Genomic DNA, 26984 nt, shown 5'->3' with positions numbered 1-26984 from the left:
CAAGGATCCCGGTCAGCTCGGACCGGTCCTCGTCGCTGAGGAGAGTGAGCCGCGGGTTCGAACGCATGTATGAAGCATCCCACCACCCTCCGACATCCACACCCGAAACCCTCAACCACAGGTCGAACCACCCTGACTCGCGAAGATCTCGAGATGGCACGGGCCACGGCCGGCCCTACATCATCCCGCCCGCAGTCCCGCCTCAGTGAGAGCGGCGTCAAGCGCGCGGAGGGCCGCAGGTCCGACGCCGTGCAGGGCGGCGATCTCGTTGCGGGGTCGGCCCGCGAGCTCCACCAGGGTGCGAATCCCGGCGCCCTCGAGGGCGCGTCGCGCGGGCTTCCCGATACCCGCCGGGAGGCCACCGGGCTCGGCACTCGTCACGCCCTCAGTCCCTATGGACGGAGCCTGCTCCGTACCGCGCGGCGATCTCGTCGGGGCCGACCCAGCGTGAGTAGGTCGGCTCCTGCGGCCATCCTTCGGGGGAGTCCTGCCAGTCCTCCTGACGTCCCCAGGGCAGCAGATCGACGAGGGCGAACGTGTGGCTGAGCTGCTCGGTGCCTCGTCCGTTGGTGTGCCACGTCCGGTAGACGGTGTCGCCGTCGCGGAGGAGCACGTTCACGGCGAACCCGCCCCCTGCCGGGGCATCCATATCGGCCCCGAACGGACTGTTCGCGGTCGAGTACCAGTCCATCCGGTTGCCGACCTTCTCGCCGTAGGCGAGCGCCTCATCGATCGCACCCTGTGTGACGACGACGAACTGAGCGTCGTAGTGGTCGAGGAACCCCAGCCGGGTGAACTGCGAAGTGAACGACGTGCAGCCCCCGCATTGCCACTCGGCTCCCGGGTCCCACATGTGGTGGTAAGTGATCAGCTGCGACCTGCCCGCGAAGATGTCGACGAGTCGCACCGGTCCGGAGGGGCCGTCGAGGACATACTCGGGAAGCTCCACCATCGGAAGTCTCCGCCGTTGCGCGGCGATCGCGTCGAGCTCACGGGTGGCGGCCTTCTCGCGAACGCGGAGTGCGGCGAGCTCGCGGCGCCACTCGTCCTCGGTGACGACCGGAGGACGGGCGGTTGTCGTGGTGGTCATGGTGATTCCTCTCGACGATGGACGGATGCCGCGCGTCAGCGCACCGCCGAGCGCAGGTCTTGGCCGGCTTCGCCGACCGCCTCGGACGGTTCGGTCTCCGACTCTCCGTCCGGCTCGGTCGTGAGAGACGGCGGCGCCGTGGCATACGCTCGCGACAGCCGACGGTACGGTGCCGAGACGAACGCCAGCAGCACGACGATGAGCAGGATCGCACTCGCGGCGACGAAGACCAGGGCGATGCCGCGCGCCTCGCCCGGTCCGAGCAGCCAGCCGAGGGAGGACTGGCCCGCCTCGGAGTTCATGAAGGGGATCAGCCAGAACTGTGCAAGGGGTCCGACGATGAATGCGGAAACCGGAGCTGCGGCCGACTCGACACTGGCGGCGAAGCCGAACACGCGCCCCTGCGTCGCGAAGGGCACGACCCGCTGGATGATCGTCTGCTCCGACGCCTCGGCGATCGGCATCAGGCACATGAAGATCAGCAGCCCGAGCGCATACAGCCACCACCATTCGCGGATGGCGAAGGTCATTCCGAGCAGGGCGATGGCGACGTTGATGATCAGCAGCGTCCGCACCGGGTTCTTTCCCAGCCCGAACTTCGCGACGAGACCGCCGCCGATGATGAAGCCGAAGCTCGTGATGCCGAGGATGATGCCCCAGAGCTCGACCGAGAACAGCTCCAGGCCGTAGGGGTCCATGAGCGCCATGAACACGCCGCCGACGAGGTTGTTGAAGGTCGTGAACAGGATGAGGGCGAGGAGCCCAGGAACCACGATGACTGCAGGGATGACGCCGCGGAAGCCTGTCTGCGGTACGACCCCCTCGACGTGCACGACGCCGCGTTCGGGTATCGGAACGAAGAGCAGGTGGGTCAACGCCACCGCGGTCGCGGCGATCGCGATGACGACGGTCCACCCCATCCCGAGGAGCCCGACGGAGAGGCCGGAGAACACGCTCGTGACCATGAAGGCGATGCCGTGGACGGCCCCCACCAGGCCGTTGGCACGGTCGCGCCGGTCGGCGGGGACCAATAGCGTGACGGTGGTCGACAGAGCGATGTTGCGGAGGTTCTCGACCACGCCGCCGATGAGGATGACTCCGGCGAACAACCAGAACCATGGTCCGCCCCAGTCGACCAGCACGCTCTCGGGGAACGAGAGGTACAGCGCCCCGGCCAGGAGGTAGGTCACCAGCGTCACGGTGCTCGAGAGCAGCATGACGACCTTCTTTTTCATGCGATCGACGAGGACACCGAAGACGACGCCGAGAAGCGCGACGAGGAGCATGTACGACCCGCCGATGATGGAGGTCGCCAGCACCGACCGCGTCTCGAGGTAGGCCCAGAAGGTCAGCGCCCACCACAGGTAGCTCGACGTCACGTTGGCGACGGCGGTGTTGACGAGCACCTGATAGAACGCGCGGACCGTCCGCGGACCAGGGGCGTACGCCGCGGCAGCCGTGGTCTGCGTCGTCATCGTTCGTTCCCGTCGTGCTCGTGCCGTTGCGCTGGGGCCGCCTTCACCGCCCGCTGCGGTAGACTTATGTTCACACCGTGAACATCGGCGGTGGCGCCAATCTACACACCCGGAGCGGAGGAGGCAATGGCCGATTCCGCACGCACGTATCATCACGGCGACCTCCGACAGGCGCTGGTGCAGGAGGGGCTCGCCAGGGCGCGGGAAGGCGGACCGGGCGCCGTCTCGCTCCGGGAGATCACGCGCGCTGTCGGTGTCTCGCCCAATGCCGCGTATCGGCATTTCGCCGACCGCGACCACCTGGTGCGAGCGGTCGCCGGGCACGCGCAGCGACTCCTGGCAGAGGCGATCGCGGAGCGTGTCGCCGCCACTCCGCCCGGACTCGGCCGCGCCGCGGCATCCATCGAGCGACTCCGTCGTGTGGGTCTGGCCTACATCGCGTTCGCCGTCGATGAGCGCGGGTGGTTCGAGACCGCCTTCTTCACGCAGGACACGCGAGCAAGTGAGGGGATCGTCACGCTCGACGACGAGATCGTCGCGCCTTTCCGGCTCCTGATGGACGTGCTCGATGAGATGGTGGATGCCGGTGCGCTCGCCCCCGAGCGCCGCTCCTCGGCCGAATGGCCGTGCTGGTCGGCGGTGCACGGCTTCGCCGACATCGCCGTGCACGGCCCCGTGCGCTGGCAGCCGCGTGAACTCGTGGACGCCCTCGCCGCGAGTGTCGTCGACTCGGCGATCGTCGGTGTGCGCGGCACGACCGCATCGCCCGGCGAAGCATAGGCGAGGGCGGGCTCGTCGTCACCCCGGTGCAGAGACGCGTCGATCCGCGGTGTACTCGGGTGTCCACCACCGAGGAGAGAAGGACCCCATGAGCGGCTTCAGCGAAACCACCCCCGACCGCGACGACCAGGCAGGCCTCGAGGTCGTCGGCGAGACGAGCCCCGGCGTGGCCGACACCACGGTCGGGGGCGAGGACGACCTCGCCCAGCTGGAGTTCGAGGGGCGCCTCCCCGACGCCGACACCCTCGCCGCCGACGGTCCGGAGGAGGCCTACCCCGACGAGGTTCTCCAGCCCGAGACTCAGGGGGAGGACCCCGTCGCCGCCGAACTCGGCGAAGAGGGACAGGGCGACCTGGCGCCCGAAGACCTGTAGATCATCGCCGCCGGGCGCGCGGGCCGCGGGTCAGGCCGGTGCGGGAGAGCAGTGCCAGCGGGCCTCTTTCCAGCCTTCTGCGGTCCGCTTCCACACGATGGTGGCCACGCACGGGTTCTCCATCACGGTCTCGCCGATCTTCACCCGCTGGACGAACCCGACCACCGAATAGCCCAGATCCCCGGCCTCCTCACCGTGGTAGCCCGTGATCCAGGACGACAGCACGGCGCCCGCGGCCCGCATGGCCGCGAAGTTCGTCGTCATGTAGGCATCCCACTCGTCCTTCGTCTCGATGATGATCGAGCGACCCCGCGGATCGACGTCGACGATGCCGTACTCATCGTCGACCATCGCGCGAAGCGCGTCGAGATCGAGCGCGTTGACGGCGTCGAGCAGAGCCGGGGTCTGCGGTCGTAGCGGTTCGTCGGGCGTGGGTCTCCTCCTCGAGTGCTCACCCCCTCCGAAGCTATCGCCCTCCGAGAACGGTGGCGCGGGTGCGCCGCGTCAAGAGCGGGGGTCGGATGCTGCGCCGCGGCCACAATAGGGGCATGATCTCCATTCCCACGGTGACCCTGAATGATGGTGCTTCCTTTCCCCAGGTGGGTCTCGGCACCTACAACCTGCGCGGAGCGGAGGGCGCGGACGCGATCGTCGCGGCGCTCGAGGCCGGCTACCGGCTGCTCGACTCCGCGGTGAACTACGAGAACGAACGCGAGGTCGGCGAGGCCGTTCGGCGGTCATCCGTCGCTCGCGACGAGATCCTGGTGGCGTCGAAGATCCCCGGGCGTGAGCACGGCCGCGCGGAAGCCGTGCAGAGCATCCGCGACTCGCTCGACCGGCTCGGGCTCGAGCGCATCGACCTGCACCTCATCCACTGGCCGAACCCCAGCGTGGGGAAGTACGTCGACACCTGGCGCGGCATGATCGAGGCGCGAGAGGTGGGCCTCGTCGGCTCGATCGGGGTGTCGAACTTCACCGAAGAGATGCTCACCGAACTCGTCGATGCCACCGGGGTCGTTCCCGCCGTCAACCAGGTGGAACTGCACCCCTACTTCCCGCAGGAGAGACTCCGCGCCTTCCACGACGGCCTCGGCATCCGCACCGAGAGCTGGAGTCCGCTCGCGCGCCGCAGTGAACTCCTCACTGAGCGGGTGATCGTGCGCCTTGCCGAGGCGCACGGCAAGACCCCGACGCAGATCGTTCTGCGGTGGCACGTCGAACTCGGCAGCACCGCGATCCCGAAGTCGGCCGATCCCGACCGTCAGCGCGAGAACGCCGACATCTTCGACTTCTCCCTCACCGCCGATGAGGTCGCCGACATCTCGCGGCTCGAGCGGGGCCGGCTGTGGGACGGCGACCCGCTCACGCACGAGGAGATGTAGGGCTCTCGGGTCGGAGCCAGGCCGCACGCACCCGGTTCCCGCGCTCAGTGCGGGACGATGACGCAGTCGCTCCCCGGCGAAAGTATCGATTCGTGGCCGTCATCGAAGCGGACGACCAGGAGCGGTTCGTCGGCGTGACCGCGGACGCCGGTCACGACGCCGGTTCGCTCCGCCGCGCCCACCGTTCTGCCGTGGATGATGACGCGATCGCCTATCTCAGCCATGACCATCACCTCCTGCTGCAACGATACGACTGCTTCTGCGGCCGCACCAGAACGACAGGACCTCGCGGAGCCTCCCGCTGACCGGCTCACGCCCGGCGAGACGAGAGCCACTCCGCGTAGGTCTGAGAGCCGCGGCGCGGCTCGCCCGAGGGGAGGCCGAGGCCGCTCCGGAGGGCCTTCATCTGCTTGCCCGGCAGGCTCACCGACGGCGTCCACACCCTCTCGCCGAGGGTGGCGGCGTAGTCGCGCACCATCTGGTCGAGGGCTTCTTCCAGAGGGCCGGCGATCTCCCGGGCCCGCCCCTGCGGGGCGCCGACCGCGACCTCGGCGAGGTAGCCGCCGACCTCGGCCGCGGCGACCGGCTGCAGGCGCGCCCGCGGGGCCAGGTGGATGGGCCCGAACCCCGCCTGCCGGTAGATCTGCGCGGCGAACTCATGGAACTGCGTCGCGCGGACGATGCTCCAGGGCACGGCACCGGCGGCGACGAGGCGCTCCTGGGCCATCTTGCCCGCGTAGTAGTCGTACGGCATGCGGTCGACACCGACGATGGAGAGGGTCACGAGGTGCGACACCCCGGCGCGCTCGGCCGCGGCGAGAAGGTGACGGGTACCGGCCTCGAAGAATGCGACCGAGGCGTTGGCCGAGAGCGTGGAAAGGTTCGTGGTGTCGATGATCGCCTCGACGCCGTCGATCGCGGCATCCAGCCCCTCGCCTTTCGCGACATCCGCGCCGTTGGCTCGACTGAGCGCGACGGCGTCGTGCCCCCTCTCGCGAAGGGCGCCCACGGTGTGCGCGCCCACGGTTCCCGTTCCTCCGACCACGGCGATCTTCATCGGCCCCCCTCTCCTCGTCCACAGCATGCCGTACCCCGGTCGGGCTCCGCAGCACGGGCCTCGGTTAGCGTGGGGGAATGCCCACCCCCTTCGACGCGCTCGACGACTTCATCGCCCTTCCCCGCGTGGAGGGTCTGGCACTTTCGCCCGACGGCGCCACGGCCGTGCTCACGGTCGCAGCGCTGAAGAAGGATGCCACCGGCTACGAGCGGTCGCTGTGGGCCGTGCCCACCCGGGGCGAGGGAGCGCCGCGGCGACTCACCCGATCGGCGAAGGGCGAGAGCGGTGCCGCGTTCACGCCGACCGGTGACATCCTGTTCGTCTCGGCGCGAGACGACATCGAATCGGATGTCGACGACGAGCCCGGCCAGCTGTGGCTCCTTCCCGCGCAGGGCGGCGAGGCCCGCCCGGTCACCCGCCTCGCCGGCGGGGTGAGCGGCATCGCCGCGACCGCGGAGCGGACGGGCCGCGTCATCGTGTCGGCGCCGCTGCTGCGCTCGGCCACCTCGATCGAAGACGATGCCGCACGTCGTGCGGCGCGGACGAAGAAGAAGGTGTCGGCGATCCTTCACGACACCTACCCGGTGCGGTTCTGGGATCACGACCTCGGCCCTGCGGAGCCCCACCTGCTCGCCGTCGATCTCGAGGGCTTGGCCGACACCCTCGCAGCCGCCGTCGAAGACAGCGCCACCGAGGAAGCGGAGGCTGTGGCGCACGTCGCCGCGGCCGAGGCGGAGCCGACCCCCTACCCGACGACCCTCCCGCGCCCGACCGACCTGTTGCCCGAGCCGGGCCGGGCGCTGCGGCACGCCGAGGCTGCGTTGAGCCCCGACGGCAGCACTCTGGTCGTATCGCTCGACCGTCCTGAGGCGCGCGGCGGGCGGCGCATCCTGGTGAGCGTCGATGTCGCCACGGGTGCGCACACCGTGCTGCGCGACGAGGACGGCTTCGACATCGAGATGCCCGCGATCAGCCAGGACGGCATGCGCCTGGCCTTTCTGCGCACCGCGGTGACCACTCCCGAGGGGCCCACCGACCAAGAGCTCTGGGTGTCGCGGCTCGACGGATCCGACGCGCGGCGGGTCGCCGCTGACTGGGACCGGTGGCCATCGTCGATCGCATTCGCCGCGACGGATGACGCACTGATCGTCACCGCCGACGACAACGGTCGCGGACCGATCTTCCGGGTCCCGCTGGGGGAAGCGGGCGGCGGGGTCAGCCCGATCGTCTCGGACGACTTCACCTACTCCCACGTGCGCGTCGATCACTCGGGCGATGGTCTCGTCGCGCTGCGCTCGTCGTGGCTCGTGCCGCCGCACCCGGTGCGGATCGACCCGTCGGGCGAGGTGGCACCCCTCGCCACCCCCGCCCCTGCGCCGGCCGCGCCGGCCCGGATCGCCGAGGTCGAGACGACCGCCGACGACGGTGCGCGGGTACGCTCCTGGCTGGTCCTGCCCGAGGGCGCGTCGCCGGACGCCCCCGCCCCCCTCCTGCTGTGGATCCACGGTGGGCCGTTGAACAGCTGGAACGCGTGGAGCTGGCGGTGGGCGCCGCTCCTGGCCGCGGCACGCGGGTACGCCGTGCTGCTTCCCGACCCGGCGCTGTCCACGGGCTATGGGCTGGACTTCATCGCCCGCGGCTGGAACAGCTGGGGCGGGAAGCCCTATACCGACCTCATGGCGATCACCGACGCCGCGGTCGCCCGCGGCGACATCGATGAGACCCGCACGGCCGCGATGGGCGGCTCGTTCGGCGGATACATGGCCAACTGGGTCGCCGGTCACACCGATCGGTTCCGCGCGATCGTCACGCACGCAAGCCTGTGGGCGCTCGACCAGTTCGCCGGCACCACCGACAGCTCCGACTACTGGCAGCGCATCTTCACGCCCGAGGCGATGATCGAGCACTCACCGCACCGGTTCGTCGCCGACATCCGCACCCCGGTGCTCGTCGTGCACGGCGACCGCGACTACCGGGTGCCGATCGGCGAGGGGCTGCGGCTGTGGTCGGACCTCGCCGAGCACCATGCCGACGCGGACGGACGGATGCCGCACCGTTTCCTGTACTTCCCCGACGAGAACCACTGGGTACTCAAACCCCAGCACGCCGTGGTCTGGTACGAGACGGTGTTCGCGTTCCTCGCCGAGCACGTGCTCGGCGAAGAGGCTGCGCCCCCGGCCGTCCTCGGCTGACCCGTCGCTACAGGCGCGCGCCGTCGTCGTCGGGGTCGTTCAGCCCGACCTTCTGTCCGCGCCAGGATTCGTAGGCGATGAGCCAACCGATCGACACGGCGCCCGCGATCGCGAGGCCGAGTCCGACCGACCCGAAGATGAGGCCGAACAGCGCGCCGCCGGCGACGATGAGGACGCTGCCGATCACCCAGTTCGTGCGGCCGCGGGGCCAGCCGGTGCGAGAAGCCATGTGCTCAGCTTATTGGCCGCACCCTGCCTCCCACGCGCGGCAGGTCGGGGGCGCTCACTCCTCGTCAGGCCCCCACGACAGCATCCAGTCGATCCCGAACCGGTCGGTGAGCATGCCGAACCGGCCACCCCACGGCGGGGTGTCGAATGGCATCGTCACAGTGCCGCCGTGGCCTAGCGCGTCCCAGTAGGCCTGCAGCCGCGCCTCGTCGCTGCCGCTCACCGACACGGCGATCCCGGCCGGCTCGCGGTAGGGCATGCTGCTCGGAGTGTCGGATGCCATGAGAACCAGGCCGTCGGGTGTTCGCAGCTGCGAGTGCATGACCAGGTCTGCCTCGGCCGGATCTTGCACCATGCCCTCCCACTGACCGAAGGTGTCGATCGACAGGTCACCCCCGAAGACCCGGTGGTAGAACTCGATCGCCTCCCGGGCGTTGCCGCGGAATTGCAGGTAGGGATTGAGGGTGGTCATCGTTGATCCTCCGTCGGTTCGAAGCCCCAGACCCCCCGGAGCCTCTTCGTCGACAGTGTGCCCGGCGCCTCCGACATCGCCGGCTCAGCGGTCGCGGTGGTCTTCCGGGTGCACCCGGGGGCCACGGCGTTGCTCCCGTACCCCGCTCAAGCCGATGAGGCGGATGACGCGCTGACGGTGGCCCTTCCAGGGGGCCAGGAGCTCCAGCATCCCGTCGTCATCGGTCCGCGCACCGGTCAGGGCGAACCCGACCTCGTGGGCGACGTGGTAGTCGCCGACGCTCACGGCATCGGGGTCGCCGAAGGCGCGGATCCGCGTCTCGGCGGCGGTCCACAACCCGACCCCGGGCAGGCTCGTCAGCACCCGGTCGCGGTCGTCGCCGGTCGCGGCGGCGTGGGTCGCGCGCTCGATCTGCGCCCCTCGGCGCGCGGCGGCGACGAGGGTGCGCGCCTGCGGCGGCTCAAGCCCGGCGCGATGCCACGCCCACGACGGCACGTACCGCCACCCGTCGACGGACGGGGGCGCGTACAGAGGCACGGGCGTCGGTCCGGGAGCGCGCTCCCCGAATCCGCGGACGATCCGCCGCCAGGCGGCGAAAGCCTGCTTTCCGGTGACCTTCTGCTCGATGATCGCGCCCGCCAGCGCATCGAAGACGAGATCGGTGCGGCCGAGCCGGAGGCCCGGATTGCGTCGATGGGTCTCGGCGATGAGCGGATGATGCGACGCATCGAACCCGTCGAGGTCGTCGTCCCTGCCACAGAGCGCCGGCAACTGGGAGATCGCCCAGGCCGCGCCCGGCCCCCAGGCCGCCCCGCGCACGGCACCGCCGGCCCCGCGGATCGCGATCGTCGCCACCCCCTCGGGCGTTCGGCACGCCCGCCAGATCACCGGACCGTCATCGAGGTGAGTCGGATCGCCGTAGCCCCGGCGTTGGAAGAGAAGCGCCCGCCGCAGGTCGAGCGGGTGCCTCGGACGGTACTCGGTCTCCAGGGGCGGGCCGCTTGGCGGGCTGCCCGGCGACAGCGGGGAATGGGGCGGCAACCGCATGCCCGACCGCCGCGGAAGCCGGGGCGGAACAGGCGAGGTCACCCCTCCACGGTAAGCGCGTCCACCGACATCCGTCCCCGTGTCCGAGAGGGGCCCGGCGTCCTTTAGGCTCGCCCGAGGAAAGGTAGGTGTCAGTGATCACTCCCGTCGTACCCGCGGTGCGGATCGTCATCCCCTGGCGCCCGGCGCCGTCGCGCCTGGACGCTTTCGATCGCGTCGTGGCCTGGTATCAGCAGAATCTCCCCGGGGTGCCGATCCTGACGGTCGACACCGGCGATGATCCCTTCGTGCTGGCGGCCTGCCGCAACGCCGCGATGCGCGATGCCCAGGTCGACGAGGTCGTCATCATCAGCGACGCCGACACGATCCCCGAACGCGAGCCTCTTCTCGCTGCGATCCGCGCGGCGGCGACGAGTGATCTGGTGCACCTGCCCTACGACGAGTACCGCTGGCTCGGCCGCACGGGCTCCGCCGACTACGCCGCGGGCGTGCCGCTCGAACGGTGCGCCGTCGAGCAGTTCGTCGACGGCGCCTGCTCGGGCATCTACGTCGCGACGCCGAGGACCTGGGCGGCGCACGGGGGCCAGGATGAGGGCTTCCGCGGCTGGGGATTCGAGGATGCTGCGTGGTACCTCGCGCACACGACGCTCCTCGGTGCGCCCCCGCGCCGTCACCGTGGCCGGGTATTCGCCCTGCATCACGTGGGGGAGTCGCGCGCCGGCACGGCATACGACGCCAACGAGGCGCGCATGGCGCGCTATCGCGACGCCGCGCACGATCCCGAACGGATGGCCGCACTGGTGTTCGGGTACGAGGATCTGGATGCCGCGATGATCGCCGAACTCGACGGCGGATCCGGCGCCGTGCCGGACGCCGTCAGCTGAGCACGGACGCCGTCAGCTGAGCACCGACGCCGTCAGCTGAGCACCCACGCCGTCAGCTGACTCCCCGCGCGAGGGTCTCGTGAGCGATCCGCGGTCCCGGCCGCTCGCGCTGGGCCTCCGCCACGCGACGCAGGAGCCCCCGACCCGCGAACGCCGGGTCCGCGACCTCGCGGAGCGCCTCGGTGAGGGCATCGACGTCGTCGAGATTGGGGTCGAGGGCGCGGCCGGTTCCGGTGCGCTCGATGGCGGCCGCGCCGGCGAACTGATCGGTGGAGAACGGGAGCACGACGAGGGGCACCCCCTGGCCGACGGCCTCGGTGACGGAGTTGTTGCCGCCGTGGGTGACAGCTGCAGCGGCCGCGCCGAGCAGGCGCACCTGCGGCAGGTAGTCGGCGACCAGCCATCCGGCGGGCACATCGCCGAGCGCCTCGACCGGCGTCGTGCCTGTCGCGACCGCCGCGCGCAGGCCCGCGCGGCGCAGCGCCTCGGCGATCCGCGCCAGCACGTCGTCGCGCACCGAGAGGAAGCTGCCGAGGCTGACGTAGACGAACGGCTCCCCACGCGCGATCCACGCATCCACCTCGGACGCGGCGGGTTCCTCGCGCGGGGTGGATCCGAGGAAGCGGTGGGCCGGCAGCATCCGTCCGTCCCCGGCCGCGAGCTCGGCGGGGTAGTTGAACAGCGTGGTGTCGCCGTGCACCATGAAGGCGTCGTCGACCGTCCGGGCACCCGGGTCCAGTGTCAGAGCGGTGGTGTTCCACTGGTCGGTGAAGCGGCGGGCGACCTCGTCGCAGAGCCGTCGCAGCTCGGCGAGCTCGACGGGATCGGGCCGCAGCGCCGTCGGCCACGACGGCGGGAAGCCGTACACCTCGCCCGGCACCGGCAGCGCGCTCGGGTGCCCCAGCACGACGTCGCCGTAGGAGATGCCGGCGGTGTGCAGCGCCAGTCGCGCGCTGAAGGCGAGGTGGTCGACGAGGATCGCGTCGGGGCGCACCTCGTCGATCACGGCGAGCGTGGCGCGGGCGCGCTCGACCGGCTGCCACATCAGGTCGGTCAGGCGCTCACGCGCCTGGTACGCCAGCGTCGGCACCATGCCTCGCCGGGTCGCGGCGAAGAATCCCTCCAGAGACGCCGCTTCCGCGGCATCCTGTTCCGACGATCGGATGACGCGGGCGTTCGCTCCGCGGCCAAGGGGAAGGTCGGTTCGGCGATAGCCGAATTCCGCCACGATCGGAGCCGTCGCGGCGCCTGTGGCGACGACGACATCGTCTCCGGCGCCCTGCCAGGCCGTGGCGAGGGCCGCGAGGGGGAGGAGGTGCGAGGCGTAGTCGGGGCTGATGACGAGGAGCGTCACGTCAGGAGTCCCGCGGTGCGGCGGAGCTCCGCCTCGTGCTGGGCGACGTTCTGGTACATCGGGGTGAGGGTGGCAGCCATGCCCTGGATCGTGAAGCGCTCGGCCACGAGAGTGCGTGAGCGCTCGGCGCGGCGCGGGTCGCCGTCGGCGGCGGCATCGAGAGCTCGGCCGATCGCGGAGACGAGGGCCGCCGGGTCTGCGGTGTCGGTGAGGAACCCGGTGTCGCCGTCGTCGACGTAGGTCGCAGGTCCTCCGCTGTCGGGGGCGACGACGACGAGCCCCGTGGCCATCGCCTCGAGGATCGCCAGACCGAACTCCTCCTTCACGCTCGCGCAGACGTACGCGCCGCCCGAGGCGACGACGCCGGGGATGCCGAACCGGGCGGCGGCGAGCCAGGAAGCCGCGATGCCGTTCGAGCGGTGCCCTGCGATGACGAGGCCTCGCTCGGCACGGTCGGCGGGCGGGACCGAGCCGTCGATGAGGTCGAGCTGGTGCTGTTCGTCGCTCGACGGGTGGGCGAGGTCGCCGCCGACGACGAGCAGGTTCGCGCGGTCTGACAGGTCGCTGCCGGCCCACGCCTCGACGAGCGCGGCCATCCCTTTGATGCGGTGCATGCGTCCGACCGTGACCAGCAGCGGCAGTCCGCGGCGATGGGGAGCGAGGCCGCCGATGAGCTCGGCGAGCTCGGCGATCGGGCCCTCGGGCTCGGTGCCGGCGGCGACCGCGACGGCGCGTGAGAGGGCGTTGTCGACGATCGCGAGGTCTACGCCCTCGGCGACGACGGTGTGGCGTTCGGGGTGAGAGGTGAGGTCGATGCCGATGAGGGCGCGCATGTCGCGTTCGAGCTCGGGGCGGGGGAAGAACACCGAGTGGGCGGCCGAGGCCGCAAGGCTCTGGACGAGGTGGCTGCGGAACCAGAAGTGCTCCGTGCGGTCGACCTCGCCGAAGTCCTCCCGCGACAGCCGTCCCGACCTCTCGAGCGAGGCGATCACACTGTGCGGATCGGGTGCGACGGTGAACACCGTCGGGATCCCGAGCTCGCGCGCCACATCGGCGGCGGCGAGGCTGCCGACATCCGCCATCCTCAGGTGCAGCACGTCGACGCGCCCCGCGGCGCGCAGAAGACGACGGATGCCTCGGCGCACCGTCACGCGCAGGTGCCAGGCGGTTGCCGACGAAGCCGGAACGCTCGTCAGCGGCACGTGCCCGTAAAGATGGCCGCGCTCGCCGCCGGCCATCTGCAGCAGGTCGGGTCCTGCCTGGGCGACCGTCCCGCGCGAGAGGGTGAGCACGCGGTCGACGACCGAGCTGTCGAAGATGAGGGCGTCGCCGAGTCGGACGAGCAGGGTCGCGATGCCGCCGTTGTCACCGGCGCCGGACGCCGAGAGGGCGGGATCGATGTCGGCGTGGAGGAAGAGCTGCGCGACGGTCAGGCCGCCGTCGCCGCCGGCGTCGTCGGCCGATGTGCGGGTGCGCGGCGGGTCGGCGTCGATGAGAGCGAGGCGCGCGAGGTCGCCGATGAGGCCTCCTTCGGCGACGAGGTCTTCGAGGTGGGCGATGATGTCTGCATCCGCGCGCTGTCCGAGCGCGGCGACCGCCGCTTCGCGGACGGCGGGGGGAGCAGTCGTGTCCGAGGCCAGGGCGCACAGCGGCGCGGTGGTGAGCGGATGGCGCACCAGACCGAGCGTCTCGGCGAGGCGCACGCGCGACTCGACGCCCACCTCGCCGGTGGCGGCGCTCAGCAGGGCGACGGCGAGGAGTTCGCCGCTCCCGGCGGCCCATTTCTCCAGCGTGTGCTGGGCGAGCATGCCGATGAAGCCGCCGGCGATGACCAGCGAGATGAGGGGCGCGATCGCGGCGGCGCGGGCGGGGCGACGCCCGAGGGCCCAGGCCGCGTGCTCGACGATGAAGCGGCGTTCGTCGTCGAGGAGGGTGACGAGCAGTGCGCCGGCCGCTTCATCGTTCATCTCGGCGAGGGCGTGCACGGCGGCGATCGCCGCGATGTCGTCGGCACCCACGAGCGCAGCCGACAGCACGCGGAGGGTCCGAACCCCCGGGTCGCGCCCCGCCTCGAAGGCGACGTCATCGGCGGCCTGCATCGCCTGCACGATCGTGGGCGCTTCGATGATGCGGTCCATCGCCGTCTGGATGCCCATCACTGCCTCCGAAGCGGTCACCGCCCGATCGGCGATCGGACGAGGTGCGGTGACCCGCTCGGAAGTCTACGGTTGTCCGGGTGCCGGAGGACCGGCTCGACGTGAAAGGACCATCCGTGAACGTACTGACCATCGGCGACATCGGGGTACTCGGCGGCATCATCCACATCGGCGACGAGGCGATGTTCGAGGTTGCGGCCGTCGAGCTCTCCGCCCGCGGTGGACGTGTCACCGGGGTGTCCTCGGCGCCCGAGGAGTCGGCGGCGCGCTACGGGCTGGCCACCGTCGAGCGCCTGGGCTTCATCGGTCTCGAGCGCGCGGCGGCGCGCGAGCGCGCGTCGCTTCTGCGCGCCGCGGCGGCCGGTGAAGCCGAGTTGATCTCGGACGACCCGGCGCGGGGAGTGCTCGACGCGCTCGAGGACGCCTCGGGCGTGCTCATCGCCGGCGGCGGCAACCTCGCGTCGCGCTGGCCGGTGCACGTGTACGAGCGGACCACTCTCGCGGCGATGGCCCGCGCGCGTGGGCTGCCGGTGGTGGTGAGTGGTCAGACCTTCGGGCCCGACCTCGACGAGGAGGACGCGGAGCGCGCCGCCGCCATGACCCGCGACGCGGAGTGGACCGGCGTGCGCGAACACGACTCCGCCGCCCTCGCCCGGTCGTGGGGCGCTCGGGTGCACGCCGGCGTCGACGACGCCTCCTTCCTCACCGGCGGAGACGACGCGCCCACCGAGGCGTACGTTCTGGTGAGCCTGTCGGGGTGGTTCGCTGGACGGCCTGGCGACGTGGTCGAGGCGGCGATCGCGCGGTTGCTGGACGCCGCGTCCGACGCTGTCGGGCCCGTGATCTTCCACGCCCACTTCGGCCCGGTCGCCGCCGGCGCCGAACCTCTGGGCGACGCGGCGCTGCACGAGCGCGTGCGGGAGCGGATGACGCGCGAGAGCAGAGTGCTGCCGAGCGGCGACTCGCGGGGTGCCGCGGCGCTCGCCCGTCGCGCGCGGCTGCTCGTCACGAGCCGGTACCACCCGGCGGTCTTCGCCGCCCCCGCGGGGGTGCCGATCCTCGGTCTCGCCGCCGACGACTACACGCGCATCAAGCTGAGCGGCGCGCTCGCGCACTGGGGACAGGCGGGTGTCGTCGATCTCGATGACCTGGGTGGCGCGCCGGATCGACTGCGCGAGCTCGACGCGCGGCGCGGGGAGATCGCCGAGGCGGCGGCCGAGCGGTTCGAGCCGCACCGCGCCGACGCGGTGCGGTGGTGGGACACGGTCGCCGAGTCGCTGCGGTGAGCACTATCGTGCGAGTCCGTCCGTATCGCAGCGACGACGCGGCCGCCACGCTCGCCGTGTTCCTCGACGCCGTGACGGTGACCGCGGCCGCGGACTACTCCCCGGAGCAGATCGCGGCGTGGGCACGGCCGGAGGAACGAAGTGTCGCCGACTGGGATGCCGGGAGGCGGGGGAGCAACACCTTCGTCGCGCTCGTCGATGACGAGGTCGCCGGATTCGCCGACGTGGATTCGAGCGGATACGTGGACATGATGTTCGTGGCATCGCGCCACGCGGGCCGGGGTGTGGCGACGAAGCTTCTCGTGGCCCTGGAGGAGGAGGCGCGGGCGCTCGGTGCGACCTCGCTCTCGGCGAATGTGAGCATCACCGCCCGCCCGTTCTTCGCACGCCGGGGCTTCATCGTCCGCGCGGAGCAGCGCCCCGTCCGGGCGGGCGTGGAACTGGTCAACTTCCGCATGGTCAAGCCCCTCGAGGAGAGGCCGCCGGACTGATCAGAAGCGGTCGGGCGAGGGCGTGCCGTGGCCGAAGCGGATGACGACGTCGGCGTGCCGGTCGAAGCGGTAGCCGACACCGCGGACGGTGCGGACGATGTCCTCGTATCGGCCGAGCTTGGCCCGCAGGCGACGAACGTGCACGTCGATCGTGCGCTCGCCCGGAGCATCCTGCTCCTCGGCGCCCTGCCAGAGCGACGAGACCAGCTCCGCGCGCTCGATCGTGCGCCCCTCGCGGAGGACGAGGTACTGCAGCAGCTCGAACTCCTTGAAGGTCAGCGCTGCCGACTCGCCGTCGATGACGACGCGCTTGCGGGAGATGTCGACGACCACGCCGCGGGCGGTGTCGTCGTCCTCCTCGGGTTCCTCGGGCTTGGTTCGCGCGACAGCCGCGGGCTCCTGGAGGGCGAGGCGAACGACGTCGACATCGCGGCCGCCGGCGCCGACGGGCGCGAGGGCGACGGTGGCGTAGGTCTCGGCGTCGGGGGCGAGCTCGGCGAGGGTGCGGCGCAGGGCGTCGACGAGGACGGGGAGGCTCACGCCCGAGGCCTGGGCCTTGGCCTCATCGAAGCCGACGTACAGGGCGAAGCCGCGGGGTGCGGTGCCGGGGGGAAGGTGACGCTGCGGTGCCGGAGCGGCGGCTCGCGGCGCGGCGGGCTGTGCAGAGGCGGCGGCCTGTGCAGAGGCGGCGGGGGCGTCCTCAGCGAGGCGCGGAACGGCGCGCAGGTGACGGGCGGGGGCGGGACGGTCGAGAAGAGCGGTGGTCGACATGATGATGTTCCTCAAGGGAGCGGAACCCGCAGAGTCGGGGTTCGAGAAGTGCTGCGAAATCGGCCGGCGAGGCCGGATCGAGACATCCGCTGCGCTCAGTGATGCGCGAGAAGGAGGAAGTCTCGGGGGACGTGTCGCGCGTCGCCTGCGCGGGTAAGCGGAGCGGCGACGCTGATGTCCGGCGGGATTACCGAGTCAGCGGCACATTCGACAACACGTGACAACGCGGCCGGCCACCATCATGCCGGCAGTCCCGTTCGCCTCCCAGGCGGACAGAGAGCGTGCGTCGTCAGTCATGCGGCTGATTATGGCCGATGGCCGCCGTCGTTGGCAAATCCGCCGCGCCGCGGCATCCCTTCGCCCCGCGGCCCTGCGTCCTCGCCTCGCCGGCCTGAACACGGCGGCGGGTTCTGTCGTCGACGCGCCGGGGCGGCGGCGTTCTCGTCGGCGTGTCACCCCGCCGCCCCGCGGCTGAGCACGTGGCGCTGCGAGAAGTCCGGAGAGCGGATGCCGCGCCGTGGCGCCCGAACTGATTTGTTGCGACTTGCACCAAACCTCTTGTGCGCCGCGGCGATCCTGTGGCACCATCAATCGAAGCGTTTCCGCGAAGCGCTTCGATTATCCGAAACCTGATGACGGAGTCCCCATGGCGAAGATCGACGAGGTGGCCAAGGCCGCCGGTGTCTCGATCAGCACCGTGTCGTACGCCCTCAGCGGCAAGCGACCGGTCTCGGCCGACACCCGCCGGCGCATCGAGGAGGCGGTCGAGCGTCTGGGTTACAGCCCGAACGCCGGAGCGCGCATGCTCGCCGGCCGGCGCACGCGCATCTTCGCCCTCACCGAGCCGCTGCGGAAGGACACGCACGCCCCGACCCACATGGCCTTCGTGCTCGCCACCGCCGTGGCCGCGCGCCGCAACGACTACGACGTTCTCCTGCTCACCGACGAGGACGCGCAGGCGGGCATGCGCCGCGTCGCTTCGAATCGCCTCGTCGATGCGATCCTCGTGCTCGATGTCGCCCCCGACGATCCGCGCGTCGCGCTCGCACGCGAGATCGAGACGCCCACCGTCTTCATCGGCGTCCCGAACGACAGCGAAGGTCTCGTCTGCGTCGACCTCGACTTCGAGGCCGCGACGCGCGAGGCCGTGGCCCGGATGGCGCGGGCCGGCCACACCCGCATCGGGCTCGTCGGGCAGCCCGAGGTGTCGTACTCGCGCTCCAACTTCCCGCCGAGGGTGCGCGACGAGTTCTTCGCGGCGGCGGGGATGTTCGCCGTCGCTGCCGATTTCCGCGCCACCGGGCATGAGCACGCCACCGACGCGAGCGTCCGCGCGGCCACGGGCGAGCTTCTCGACGCCGGCGCCACCGCGCTCGTGCTGCACTGCCCCGAGGAGTCGCACCGCGCCGTCCTCGCAGAGCTCGACGCCCGCGCACTCCGCGTCCCCGAGGACGTCTCGGTGATCTCCGTCGCGCCGACCTTCGACACCGCCGCACTCCCGCGCCCCCTCGACGCGTTGCCGCTCGTCCCACAGGCCTCGTGCGACCTAGCCGTCGACCTCGCGCTGACGTTCTTCGACGGCGACCGCCCGGCCCCCGGCATCCGCTTGATCCCACCCGCCTATCTCGACCACGGCTCGCTCGCGCGGGTGTCCGACGCCCTGGCGCCGGCCGTGGCCGGTTCCGACGTCGCCTGACGCCGGCGCCTCCGGTCCCTTTCCACTCGCGCAGCATCGAAGCGCTTCGACGATCCGCACCACCTGCACACACACCCTGACCAGTGAAGGTCACCGAGAAAGGAGTGCCACCGATGGCACGCATCACACGTAAGTCGACCGCGCGGGCGGCCACGGCCGCAGGAGCGCTCGCCGCGACCGCGCTCGTCCTCTCCGCCTGTGCGGGGGGATCGGGCGGGGAATCCGACGACACCCTCACCCTCTGGCACTACGAGGGGGAGAACAGCGCCATGGGCATCGCCTGGGACGAGGCGATCCGCATCTTCGAGGAGGAGACCGGCGCGACGGTCGAATTCGAGGAGCGCAGCTTCGAGCAGATCCGATCCACCGCCAGCCAGGTGCTCAACTCCGACGAGGCGCCCGACCTCATGGAGTTCAACAAGGGCAACGCGACCGCGGGGTTCCTGGCCAGCCAGGGGCTCATCACCGACATCACGGAGGCCGTGGAGGAGTACGGCTGGGACGACCAGCTCGCACCCGCGCTGCAGACCACCGCGCGCTACAGCGAGGAGGGCGTGATGGGGTCGGGCGCCTGGTACGGGGTCCCGAACTACGGCGAGTTCGTCACGGTCTACTACAACAAGGATGCCTTCGCCGCGGCCGGGCTCGAGGTGCCGACGACCTATGACGAGTTCATCGCGGTGCTCGACGCCTTCGTCGCGCAGGGCATCACCCCGCTCGCCGAGGGCGGGCTGGAGTATCCGCTCGGGCAGCTCTGGTACCAGCTGGCCCTCAGCCAGGCCGACCGCCAGTGGGTCAACGACTACCAGCTGTACGAGAACCCCGTCGACTGGAGCGGCGAGGAGATCACCTACGCGACCGAGACGCTCAAGGAATACCTCGATGCGGGCTACTTCTCGCCCGACGTGACCGGCATCGCCGCTGAGGACGCGGGCCTGTCGTTCATCAACGGCACCTCGCCGATCTTCGTCTCGGGCAGCTGGTGGTACGGCCGCTTCGTCGACGAGATCACCGACTTCGAGTTCGGCGTCTTCCCGTTCCCGGGCAGCGACCTGAGCCTCGGCTCATCGGGCAACATCTGGGTCGTGCCCGAGCGCGCGGCGAACAAGGAGCTCGCCTACGAGTTCATCGACATCACGATGCGGCCCGAGGTGCAGGCGCTGATCGGCAACAACGGCGGCCTGCCCGTCGCCGCCGATGAGGCCGACATTACCGACGAGAAGAGCCTCGAGCTGATCCAGGCGTTCAACGCCGTCAACGAGGCCGACGGACTGTCGTTCTACCCCGACTGGCCCACGCCCACCTTCTACGACGCCCTCGTCGCCGAGCTGCAGGAGCTCGTCAACGGCACGAAGACGCCCGCCGAGGTGCAGCAGGTGCTCGGCGAGGAGTACGACTCCTACGTGGCGGACTTCCGCTGATCGAACCGGCCGGGGTGCCGTCCGTCACACGGCGGCGCCCCGGCTCCACCCCGGCACACACCAGGAGTCCCCGCGATGTCCGCTGTCCCCTTCGTCCGCGCTCCGCGGACCAAGCTCCCTCCCGAGGAGCCGCTGATCCCGCAACGGCGGGGTGGCGGCACCGCCGGCTACTGGCTCTACCTCATCCCCGGCCTGGTGCTGGTCACCGTCATCGTCGTGGTGCCGCTGGTGTGGAACGTCTACCTCAGCTTCACCGATTGGCGCGGCATCCGTCCGCCGGAGTTCATCGGTCTGGAGAACTGGATCGAACTGTTCGGCGACGCGACCTTCTGGACGTCCTTCATCAACAGCGTGTGGATGATCGTGGCGATGGTCATCTTTCCGACCCTCATCGGCCTGGTGCTCGCGGCCCTGCTGTTCGACGTCATCGGTCGGAAGTACGGCGGGCGGCTGGCGAGCTTCCTCCGGGCGACCTACTACCTGCCGCAGATCCTCCCCGCCGCGATCGCCGGCATCGTGATCGGCTGGATACTCCGCCCGCAGGACGGGGCGCTGAACACCATCCTCGAGAGCATCGGCCTCGGCTTCCTCGCCCAGAACTGGCTCGGCTCTCCCGACACGGCGCTCGGCAGCATCATGGTGGTGCTCGTCTGGATCCAGATCGGCTACCCCGTCGTGGTCTTCATGGCGGCGCTGCAGAGGGTCGACCCCGAGCTCTACGAGGCCGCCGAGCTCGACGGAGCGAACTGGTTCCAGCGGTTCCGGGCGATCACCGTCAGCATCATCCGTCCCGAGATCTACGTCGTCACCCTCACCTGCACGATCGCGGCGCTGAAGGTCTTCGGTCCCGTGTACGTGCTGACCCGCGGCGGCCCCGGTGACTCGACCATCGTGCCGGCGTACTACGCCTACAGCGAGTTCTTCCAGTCCCAGCAGGTCGGCTACGGCGCGACCATCGCGACCGCGCTGACCGTCGTCATCGCCGTCGTGTCGATCCTCTTCATCCGCGCGCAGAACACCGCGGAACGCAAAGAAAGGGCGGGACTGTGATGGCCACGACCCTCGCTGTGACGACGGCCCGCGGCTCGGGGCGCCGCCCCGGCCGTCCCCCGAAGCCGCGCGGCGGCATGACCCGCAAGAACGGCGTCGACTGGCTGATGCTCGCCTTCGCCATCGTCGCCGCGATCCTCATCGCCGCGCCGTTCTACCTGATCCTCATCAACTCGTTCAAATCGCCCGCCGATTACTCCACGGGCGGTCCGCTCGCCCTGCCCTCGGCGATCTACCTCGACGGCATCGCCGCCTTCTGGGAGCGGGTCAACTTCCCCCAGAAGGTGTGGAACTCGGTGTTCATCTCGGGCACCGTGGCGATCCTCGCCGTGCTGATCTCGGTGCTGAACGCGTTCGCGATCGGCATCGGGCGCGTCCGCGGGCGCTCGTGGATCGTGCTGCTGTTCCTGCTGGCGAACCTCCTGCCGCAGGAGGCGCTCCTCTACCCGCTGTACTACATGTTCCGAGAGGTCGGGCTGTACAACAACGTGTGGTCGGTGATCATCGTCTTCACCGTCATCCAGGCAGCCTTCGGCACCTATCTGCTCTCGGCCGTCTACGGCACCTTCCCGAAGGAGGTGCTCGAGGCCGCCGCGATCGACGGCGCCAGCCGGTGGCAGATTCTGTGGCGGGTCATCTTCCCGATCAGTCGTCCGACCCTGTCGGTACTGCTCATCTTCTTCTTCATCTGGACCTGGAACGAGTTCCTGATTCCGCTCACCTTCCTCGTCTCGAACGAGAACCAGACGGTGCCGGTCGCGATCAGCCTGCTCCAGGGCGAGCGGCTGATGGATGTCACGACGACCAGCGCCTCGGCCCTCCTCGGCCTCATCCCCACCCTCCTCTTCTTCCTCATCTTCCAGCGCACCCTCACCCGGGGCATCACGGCAGGAGCAGTCAAGTAATGAAGTTCACCGACGGGTTCTGGCAGCTGCGTCCCGGCGTCACCGCGCTCTACGCCGCGGAGGCGTACGACATCCGAAAGACGGATGACGGTGTCGACGGCGCCGCACTCGAGATCACCGCCCCGACCCAGGTGATCGCCCGCCGCGGCGATGTGCTGAACCGCACCACGCTGACGACCACCCTGTCGTCGCCGATCGAGGGCGTCATCCGGGTGCGGGTCGCCCACCACGTCGGCGGCCGCTGGCATGGCGGGTTCGCCCTGCCGGGCACGGGGGAGCGCGGAACGGGGGCGGGGGTCGCCGACGCCGGAGCCGGGACGCTCGTCAGCGGCCCGCTCACCGCGCGGATCGCGCCGGGAGCACCGTGGTCGCTGTCGATCGAGGTCGAGGGCGTGCGGGTGACCGGCAGCGGACACAAGGCGCAGGCTTTCGTGCGCCTCGGCGCCGACGCCGCCGTCGAGCACGGCATCGTCGGGAACGCCCGCGCCGAGACCGGCGTGCCGCCCGAGCGCGTGTTCGTCCACGAGCAGCTCGACCTGGGGGTCGGCGAGACCATCTACGGGCTCGGCGAGCGCTTCGGGCCGCTGGTGAAGAACGGCCAGACCATCGACGTGTGGAACGCCGACGGGGGCACCTCCAGCGAGCAGGCCTACAAGAACGTGCCGTTCTACCTCTCCTCGCGCGGGTACGGCGTACTCGTCAACGACCCCGGTCACGTCTCCTTCGAGGTCGGATCGGAGGCGGTCGAGCGCGTGCAGTTCAGCGTGCCCGGTGAGGTGCTGGAGTACTTCGTCTTCGCCGGGCCGACGCCGAAGGATGTGCTCGCCCGGTACACCGCGCTGACCGGCCGGGCGCCGGTGGTTCCGGCCTGGTCGTACGGCCCGTGGCTGTCGACGTCCTTCACCACCGACTACGACGAGGCGACCGTCACGTCGTTCATCGAGGGGATGGCCGAGCGCGACATCCCGCTGTCGGTGTTCCACTTCGACTGCTTCTGGATGCGCGAATTCAACTGGTGCGACTTCGAGTGGGACCCCCGGGTCTTCCCCGACCCCGACGGCATGCTCCGGCGCCTGCACGACCGGGAGCTGAAGGTGTCGGTGTGGATCAACCCCTACATCGCCCAGCGCTCGCCGCTGTTCGCCGAGGCCGCCGCGGCGGACTACCTCGTGCAGCGCGGCGACGGGTCGGTGTGGCAGTGGGACCTCTGGCAGGCAGGCATGGGGCTGGTCGACTTCACCAACCCCGCAGCGGTCCGCTGGTACCAGGACAAGCTTCGCGCGCTCCTGTCCCAGGGCGTGGACTGCTTCAAGACCGACTTCGGCGAGCGGATCCCCACCGATGTCGTGTGGCACGACGGCTCCGACCCCGCTCGCATGCACAACCTGTACGCGCAGCTGTACAACCGGGCCGTCCACGACGTGCTCGTCGCCGAGCGCGGCGAGGGCGACGCGGTGCTGTTCGCGCGTTCGGCCACCGCCGGCGGGCAGACGATGCCGGTGCACTGGGGCGGCGACAACACCTCGACGTTCCCGTCGATGGCCGAGAGCCTGCGGGGCGGCCTGTCGCTGGCGATGAGCGGCTTCGCGCACTGGAGTCACGACATCGGGGGGTTCGAGGGCACCCCCGACCCGGCGGTGTTCAAGCGCTGGGTGGCGTTCGGCCTGCTCTCGAGCCACAGCCGCTTCCACGGGTCGGACTCCTACCGGGTGCCGTGGGCCTTCGACGACGAGGCCGTGGAGGTCACGCGTCGCTTCGCGAAGCTGAAGATGCGGCTCATGCCCTACCTCTTCCAGGTGGGGATCGACGCGGCCCGTACGGGTGCGCCCATCATGCGTCCGATGCAGCTGGAATTCCCGGATGACCCGGCGGTGGCCTACCTGGACCGGCAGTATCTCCTCGGGCCCGACCTCCTGGTCGCCCCGGTGTTCTCCGAAACGGGTGAGGTCGATTTCTACCTGCCGGCGGGGGAGTGGACGAGCCTCCTCACCGGCGAGACGGTGACCGGCGGCGGCTGGCGTCGCGAGGTGCACGGCTTCGACAGCCTGCCGCTGTACGCCCGGCCCGGTGCGGTGATTCCGTGGGGTGCACGCGATGACCGACCCGACTACGACTATCACGATGGCCTCGCGGTGCGCGTGTTCCCGGGCGGGAGCGGGACGCGCGAGGTGACCGTCACGGCGCCCGACGGGTCGTCGCGGGTGTGGACCGTCGATCTGTCGGAGGTGACCGGGTGACGGGAGCGCGGGCGAGGCGCGCCGCGCGCTCAGCGACGCTTCAGCGAAGCGGGCGTAGCCTGTCGGAGTGACCGAACTGCGCTTCACCGACGAGAAGGACGCCTCGCGGTACACGCTGCACCGCGGCGACGATCTCGTGAGCGTCCTCGACTACAAGGATGACGGCCGAACCGTCGCCATGACCCGCGCCTACACGATTCCGACCTTCCGCGGAAAGGGCTACGCCGGCGAACTGGTCGAGCGGGCCGTGGCGCACCTCGAGGCGGAGGGTGGCCGACAGGTGATCCCGGTGTGCTGGTACGTCGCAGAATGGTTCGACCTGCACCCCGACCGCGCGGGCATCCTGCGCCAGCGCTCCACGGCCTGAGCCGCTTCCGCTCTGCACGCCCCGCGGGTCCTAAGCTGGGCCCGTGCGGCTCGAAGAGGTCTCCTCCGGCGTCGCCGTCGCCTTGGAGGCGGCCGGCGCCGCTGCGATGATCGTCGGCTTCGTGATCGCCCTTGTGCTCGGTGCGCGTTCTCTGCGTCGCCGCGAGGGCGGGCGGGCCGCATTGTCGGTGCTGCGCAATGCTCTCGGCTCGGCGATCCTGCTGGGACTGGAGATCCTCGTCGCAGCCGACCTCATCCGCACCATCACCTCCAAGCCATCGATCGAGGACGCCCTGATCCTCGGCCTGATCGTGCTGATCCGGACCGTGCTGTCGATCTCGATCCAGATCGAGATCGAGGGCGTGCTGCCCTGGCGCCGCGCGCTTCTCACGAGTGGCGGGCAGCTGCTGGGCGATGCCGTCCGGCGCGACCGCGCCGCGCAGGCGGGGGAGGGCGTCTGACGGCTTCCGGCGGCGTCCCCGCCCCGGCGCGACCGCGCGGCGCAGGCGGGCGAGGCGTGGCGGCGGCCCGCCCCTCGTCTCGCGACGTCTGCACGACCGGTGGTGCGGGTGTTGCCCGGTGCGGCGCGTGAGGTGGCGCCGGGGTGATCGGTCTTGCATCCGTCGCCCGACGAGCCGTGGAGCGGCGCGATTAGCGACGCCGCCCCCGCTCCTCGTCTCGCGACGTCCGATCACCCCGGCGCCCCGCCCCTCGTCTCGCGACGTTCGCACGACCGGTGGTGCGGGTGTTGCCCCGTGCGGCGCGTGAGGTGACGCGGAGGTGATCGATCCTGCATTCGTCGCCCAACGAGCCGGAGCGGGGCGGATAGCGACGCCGCGCCCGCCCGTCAACCCCGCGCCGGGCGCCGCCCTGGGGAGCAGGATGGCGGCATGGATGACAAGGACCTGCCCGAGGGCGTGATCAACGCCGACCCCGCCGGGGGCTACGGCGACCAGCACGACAGCGCCGCGAAGGAGCGCAGCAGCGCCGGCGCCGACTCCGAGGCGCTCGACCGCTCCGGCCTGCCGGTCAACCCCGAGACGATCCCCGATGGGCAGGTCGAGAGCGACGTTCCCACACAGGGGCTCGACCCGGATCTCTCCACCGACGACCAGACCGAGGAGGACTGATGGCCGACCAGCGCGAGCCCGACCACGAGGCGGTGGGCATCGGCATCCCGCCCGCCGAGCCGTTGCAGGCGTCGGCGGACGCCGCATCCGAATCCCCCGAGGAGACGACCGACACGGCCGCCCCCACGTCGGAAGACGACGTCGCCGAGCGCGCTGTCGCGGCCGCCGAGGCACGTGCCGAGGCCTCCGACCCCGACCCGGAGAAGGTCGAGACCGATCTGCGGGAACGCGTGGAGGACGTGGGTGGTCACGCCTCGGAAGACGAGGTCGACGACCTCGCCGAGCAGGTCACGACGGGCGACGAAGAGGCCTGAGGGTCACCGATCCGCGAGGAAATCGCGGATCAGGGTCGCGGTCGGTCCGGCGTTGCGGATCATCGTCTCGTGGCCGAACTCCGCGACCTCGCGCAGGTATGCGTCGGGAAGGGCATGCGTGAGCTGGTGGGCCCATTCCGCCGGCACGACGATGTCGCGCTCGCCGCGGATCACCAGAGCGGGTGCGGTCACCTGCCGGGCGGTGACCTCGGGGCGGTGCACCATCACCGCGCGGATCTTGGCGAGCAGGCGCGGGCCCGCCCGCAGGTACTCCCGGGCCCCGACGGCGATCACCTGCGGGCTCTCGGGGATGATGTCGCGCATCAGCCGCCAGAGCTGTCGCATCGCCGAGCGCGCACCCGGTTCGACGGTCGGGCCGACGAGCACGAGCGCATCGACGAGGTGCGGATGCCGCGCGGCGACCTCCAGTGCCACCTGGGCGCCCATCGAGTGACCGAGGATCACGATGCGCCCGCGATCCTCCCCGGCGGTGAGGTCGACGAGGTACGCGGCCACAACATCGGCGTTCTCCTCCATGGTCAGCACGCGTCCGGGCTCGGGCGTCTCGCCGTACCCGGGGAGATCGACCGCGACGACCCGGCCGATGTCGTACAGAAGGCCCTCCAGCTCGCTGAAGGCCGACCGGCCCATGCCGATGCCGTGGATGAGGACGAAGAGGTCGTCTCCCTCGCCGGACTCCTGCGCGACGAGCGTCGCCCCGGCGTGGGTGAACCGCTCGATCGCGAAAGAGGGGGCGTCGCTCATCGCTCCCGACCCTAGGTGAGAGCTGCGTTCTCGGCGAACCGCGGGGGTGCAGCCGAGCGATG

29 protein-coding genes are annotated in these 26984 nt (G+C 70.8%); 16 read left to right on the top strand and 13 right to left on the bottom strand.

Going from position 1 to position 26984, the window contains the following annotated elements; all coding sequences use genetic code 11:
• Positions 1–180: 180 nt before the first annotated feature.
• From HDC37_RS13555 to HDC37_RS13545, 3 genes are read right to left on the bottom strand one after another with little or no spacing between them, the layout of a single operon-like run.
• On the bottom strand, positions 181–381 hold the full coding sequence (locus HDC37_RS13555) for a hypothetical protein (RefSeq protein WP_218869745.1): 201 nt from the start codon (positions 379–381) through the stop codon (positions 181–183).
• A gap of 4 nt (positions 382–385) precedes the next feature.
• Complete coding sequence (locus HDC37_RS13550) at positions 386–1090, bottom strand: DUF899 family protein (RefSeq protein WP_179560896.1); 705 nt, start codon at positions 1088–1090, stop codon at positions 386–388.
• A gap of 35 nt (positions 1091–1125) precedes the next feature.
• Positions 1126–2565 (bottom strand): MFS transporter, encoded by a 1440-nt coding sequence (locus HDC37_RS13545; RefSeq protein ID WP_179560895.1) that lies wholly within the window; start codon positions 2563–2565, stop codon positions 1126–1128.
• Between the two features lie 126 nt (positions 2566–2691).
• Here HDC37_RS13545 and HDC37_RS13540 point away from each other — a divergent pair, with 126 nt between their 5' ends.
• Positions 2692–3345 carry a TetR/AcrR family transcriptional regulator gene (locus tag HDC37_RS13540; RefSeq protein WP_179560894.1) on the top strand — a complete coding sequence of 218 codons (654 nt, stop codon included), beginning with the start codon at positions 2692–2694 and terminating at the stop codon, positions 3343–3345.
• An 88-nt stretch (positions 3346–3433) separates the two neighbouring features.
• Positions 3434–3718 (top strand): hypothetical protein, encoded by a 285-nt coding sequence (locus tag HDC37_RS17285; protein WP_257021481.1) that lies wholly within the window; start codon positions 3434–3436, stop codon positions 3716–3718.
• Positions 3719–3748: 30 nt separating this feature from the next.
• Here HDC37_RS17285 and HDC37_RS13530 read toward each other — a convergent pair whose 3' ends face one another.
• Entirely contained in the window at positions 3749–4114 is a 366-nt protein-coding gene (locus tag HDC37_RS13530) for a nuclear transport factor 2 family protein (RefSeq protein WP_179560944.1), read from the bottom strand.
• A 152-nt stretch (positions 4115–4266) separates the two neighbouring features.
• Here HDC37_RS13530 and HDC37_RS13525 point away from each other — a divergent pair, with 152 nt between their 5' ends.
• Positions 4267–5100 carry an aldo/keto reductase gene (locus HDC37_RS13525; RefSeq protein WP_179560893.1) on the top strand — a complete coding sequence of 278 codons (834 nt, stop codon included), beginning with the start codon at positions 4267–4269 and terminating at the stop codon, positions 5098–5100.
• Positions 5101–5144: 44 nt separating this feature from the next.
• Here HDC37_RS13525 and HDC37_RS13520 read toward each other — a convergent pair whose 3' ends face one another.
• Positions 5145–5324 (bottom strand): DUF1918 domain-containing protein, encoded by a 180-nt coding sequence (locus tag HDC37_RS13520; protein ID WP_218869744.1) that lies wholly within the window; start codon positions 5322–5324, stop codon positions 5145–5147.
• 86 nt (positions 5325–5410) lie between these two features.
• Entirely contained in the window at positions 5411–6157 is a 747-nt protein-coding gene (locus HDC37_RS13515) for an SDR family oxidoreductase (RefSeq protein ID WP_179560892.1), read from the bottom strand.
• Positions 6158–6234: 77 nt separating this feature from the next.
• Between HDC37_RS13515 and HDC37_RS13510 the strand changes: the two genes are divergently transcribed.
• On the top strand, positions 6235–8349 hold the full coding sequence (locus tag HDC37_RS13510) for an alpha/beta fold hydrolase (protein WP_179560891.1): 2115 nt from the start codon (positions 6235–6237) through the stop codon (positions 8347–8349).
• Between the two features lie 7 nt (positions 8350–8356).
• Here HDC37_RS13510 and HDC37_RS13505 read toward each other — a convergent pair whose 3' ends face one another.
• The 3 genes from HDC37_RS13505 to HDC37_RS13495 form a co-directional block, all read right to left on the bottom strand.
• Positions 8357–8578, bottom strand: coding sequence for a hypothetical protein (locus HDC37_RS13505; protein ID WP_179560890.1), 222 nt, complete (start codon positions 8576–8578; stop codon positions 8357–8359).
• 54 nt (positions 8579–8632) lie between these two features.
• Complete coding sequence (locus HDC37_RS13500) at positions 8633–9049, bottom strand: VOC family protein (protein WP_179560889.1); 417 nt, start codon at positions 9047–9049, stop codon at positions 8633–8635.
• Positions 9050–9133: 84 nt separating this feature from the next.
• Positions 9134–10096, bottom strand: coding sequence for a DNA-3-methyladenine glycosylase (locus HDC37_RS13495; RefSeq protein WP_179560942.1), 963 nt, complete (start codon positions 10094–10096; stop codon positions 9134–9136).
• A 128-nt stretch (positions 10097–10224) separates the two neighbouring features.
• Here HDC37_RS13495 and HDC37_RS13490 point away from each other — a divergent pair, with 128 nt between their 5' ends.
• The gene (locus HDC37_RS13490; RefSeq protein ID WP_179560888.1) at positions 10225–10980 is read left to right on the top strand and encodes a hypothetical protein; all 756 of its coding nucleotides are present in this window, start codon (positions 10225–10227) and stop codon (positions 10978–10980) included.
• Positions 10981–11032: 52 nt separating this feature from the next.
• On the opposite strand, the gene HDC37_RS17565 is transcribed toward HDC37_RS13490, so the two are convergent.
• Positions 11033–12334, bottom strand: coding sequence for a glycosyltransferase (locus HDC37_RS17565; protein WP_179560887.1), 1302 nt, complete (start codon positions 12332–12334; stop codon positions 11033–11035).
• Entirely contained in the window at positions 12331–14511 is a 2181-nt protein-coding gene (locus tag HDC37_RS13480; RefSeq protein ID WP_308472217.1) for a glycosyltransferase, read from the bottom strand. The genes HDC37_RS17565 and HDC37_RS13480 overlap by 4 nt, the downstream gene beginning before the upstream one ends.
• A gap of 95 nt (positions 14512–14606) precedes the next feature.
• Between HDC37_RS13480 and HDC37_RS13475 the strand changes: the two genes are divergently transcribed.
• Together HDC37_RS13475 and HDC37_RS13470 are read left to right on the top strand one after the other, a co-directional pair.
• Entirely contained in the window at positions 14607–15776 is a 1170-nt protein-coding gene (locus HDC37_RS13475) for a polysaccharide pyruvyl transferase family protein (RefSeq protein ID WP_179560886.1), read from the top strand.
• A complete protein-coding gene (locus HDC37_RS13470) occupies positions 15773–16267 on the top strand; it encodes a GNAT family N-acetyltransferase (RefSeq protein ID WP_179560885.1) in 495 nt (164 codons plus the stop codon). The genes HDC37_RS13475 and HDC37_RS13470 overlap by 4 nt, the downstream gene beginning before the upstream one ends.
• Here HDC37_RS13470 and HDC37_RS13465 read toward each other — a convergent pair whose 3' ends face one another.
• Positions 16268–17038 carry a winged helix-turn-helix domain-containing protein gene (locus HDC37_RS13465; protein ID WP_179560884.1) on the bottom strand — a complete coding sequence of 257 codons (771 nt, stop codon included), beginning with the start codon at positions 17036–17038 and terminating at the stop codon, positions 16268–16270. It abuts the gene before it with no gap.
• Positions 17039–17684: 646 nt separating this feature from the next.
• On the opposite strand from HDC37_RS13465, the gene HDC37_RS13460 reads away from it, so the two are divergent.
• From HDC37_RS13460 to HDC37_RS13420, 9 genes are all read left to right on the top strand, one after another.
• Positions 17685–18734, top strand: coding sequence for a LacI family DNA-binding transcriptional regulator (locus HDC37_RS13460; protein WP_179560883.1), 1050 nt, complete (start codon positions 17685–17687; stop codon positions 18732–18734).
• A 113-nt stretch (positions 18735–18847) separates the two neighbouring features.
• On the top strand, positions 18848–20155 hold the full coding sequence (locus HDC37_RS13455; RefSeq protein ID WP_179560882.1) for an ABC transporter substrate-binding protein: 1308 nt from the start codon (positions 18848–18850) through the stop codon (positions 20153–20155).
• 75 nt (positions 20156–20230) lie between these two features.
• The gene (locus HDC37_RS13450) at positions 20231–21205 is read left to right on the top strand and encodes a carbohydrate ABC transporter permease (protein ID WP_179560881.1); all 975 of its coding nucleotides are present in this window, start codon (positions 20231–20233) and stop codon (positions 21203–21205) included.
• Complete coding sequence (locus HDC37_RS13445; protein ID WP_179560880.1) at positions 21205–22110, top strand: carbohydrate ABC transporter permease; 906 nt, start codon at positions 21205–21207, stop codon at positions 22108–22110. Before HDC37_RS13450 ends, HDC37_RS13445 begins: the two co-directional genes overlap by 1 nt.
• Positions 22110–24347, top strand: coding sequence for an alpha-xylosidase (yicI, locus tag HDC37_RS13440; protein ID WP_179560879.1), 2238 nt, complete (start codon positions 22110–22112; stop codon positions 24345–24347). The genes HDC37_RS13445 and yicI overlap by 1 nt, the downstream gene beginning before the upstream one ends.
• A 67-nt stretch (positions 24348–24414) precedes the next feature.
• The gene (locus HDC37_RS13435; protein WP_179560878.1) at positions 24415–24714 is read left to right on the top strand and encodes a GNAT family N-acetyltransferase; all 300 of its coding nucleotides are present in this window, start codon (positions 24415–24417) and stop codon (positions 24712–24714) included.
• 43 nt (positions 24715–24757) lie between these two features.
• Positions 24758–25174: a DUF1622 domain-containing protein gene (locus tag HDC37_RS13430; protein ID WP_179560877.1), complete on the top strand. Its 417-nt coding sequence runs from the start codon at positions 24758–24760 to the stop codon at positions 25172–25174.
• 429 nt (positions 25175–25603) lie between these two features.
• Complete coding sequence (locus HDC37_RS13425; protein ID WP_179560876.1) at positions 25604–25843, top strand: hypothetical protein; 240 nt, start codon at positions 25604–25606, stop codon at positions 25841–25843.
• Positions 25843–26157 carry a hypothetical protein gene (locus tag HDC37_RS13420; protein ID WP_179560875.1) on the top strand — a complete coding sequence of 105 codons (315 nt, stop codon included), beginning with the start codon at positions 25843–25845 and terminating at the stop codon, positions 26155–26157. Before HDC37_RS13425 ends, HDC37_RS13420 begins: the two co-directional genes overlap by 1 nt.
• Positions 26158–26160: 3 nt before the next feature.
• Here the strand turns inward: HDC37_RS13420 and HDC37_RS13415 are convergent, their stop codons facing one another.
• Entirely contained in the window at positions 26161–26922 is a 762-nt protein-coding gene (locus HDC37_RS13415; protein WP_179560874.1) for an alpha/beta fold hydrolase, read from the bottom strand.
• Positions 26923–26984 lie beyond the last annotated feature (62 nt).

This window comes from Microbacterium sp. AK009 (assembly GCF_013410955.1).
Lineage (GTDB): Bacteria > Actinomycetota > Actinomycetes > Actinomycetales > Microbacteriaceae > Microbacterium.
The sequence above is the reverse complement of the archived record's forward strand: the minus strand, read 5'-3'. Positions and strand labels throughout refer to the sequence as shown.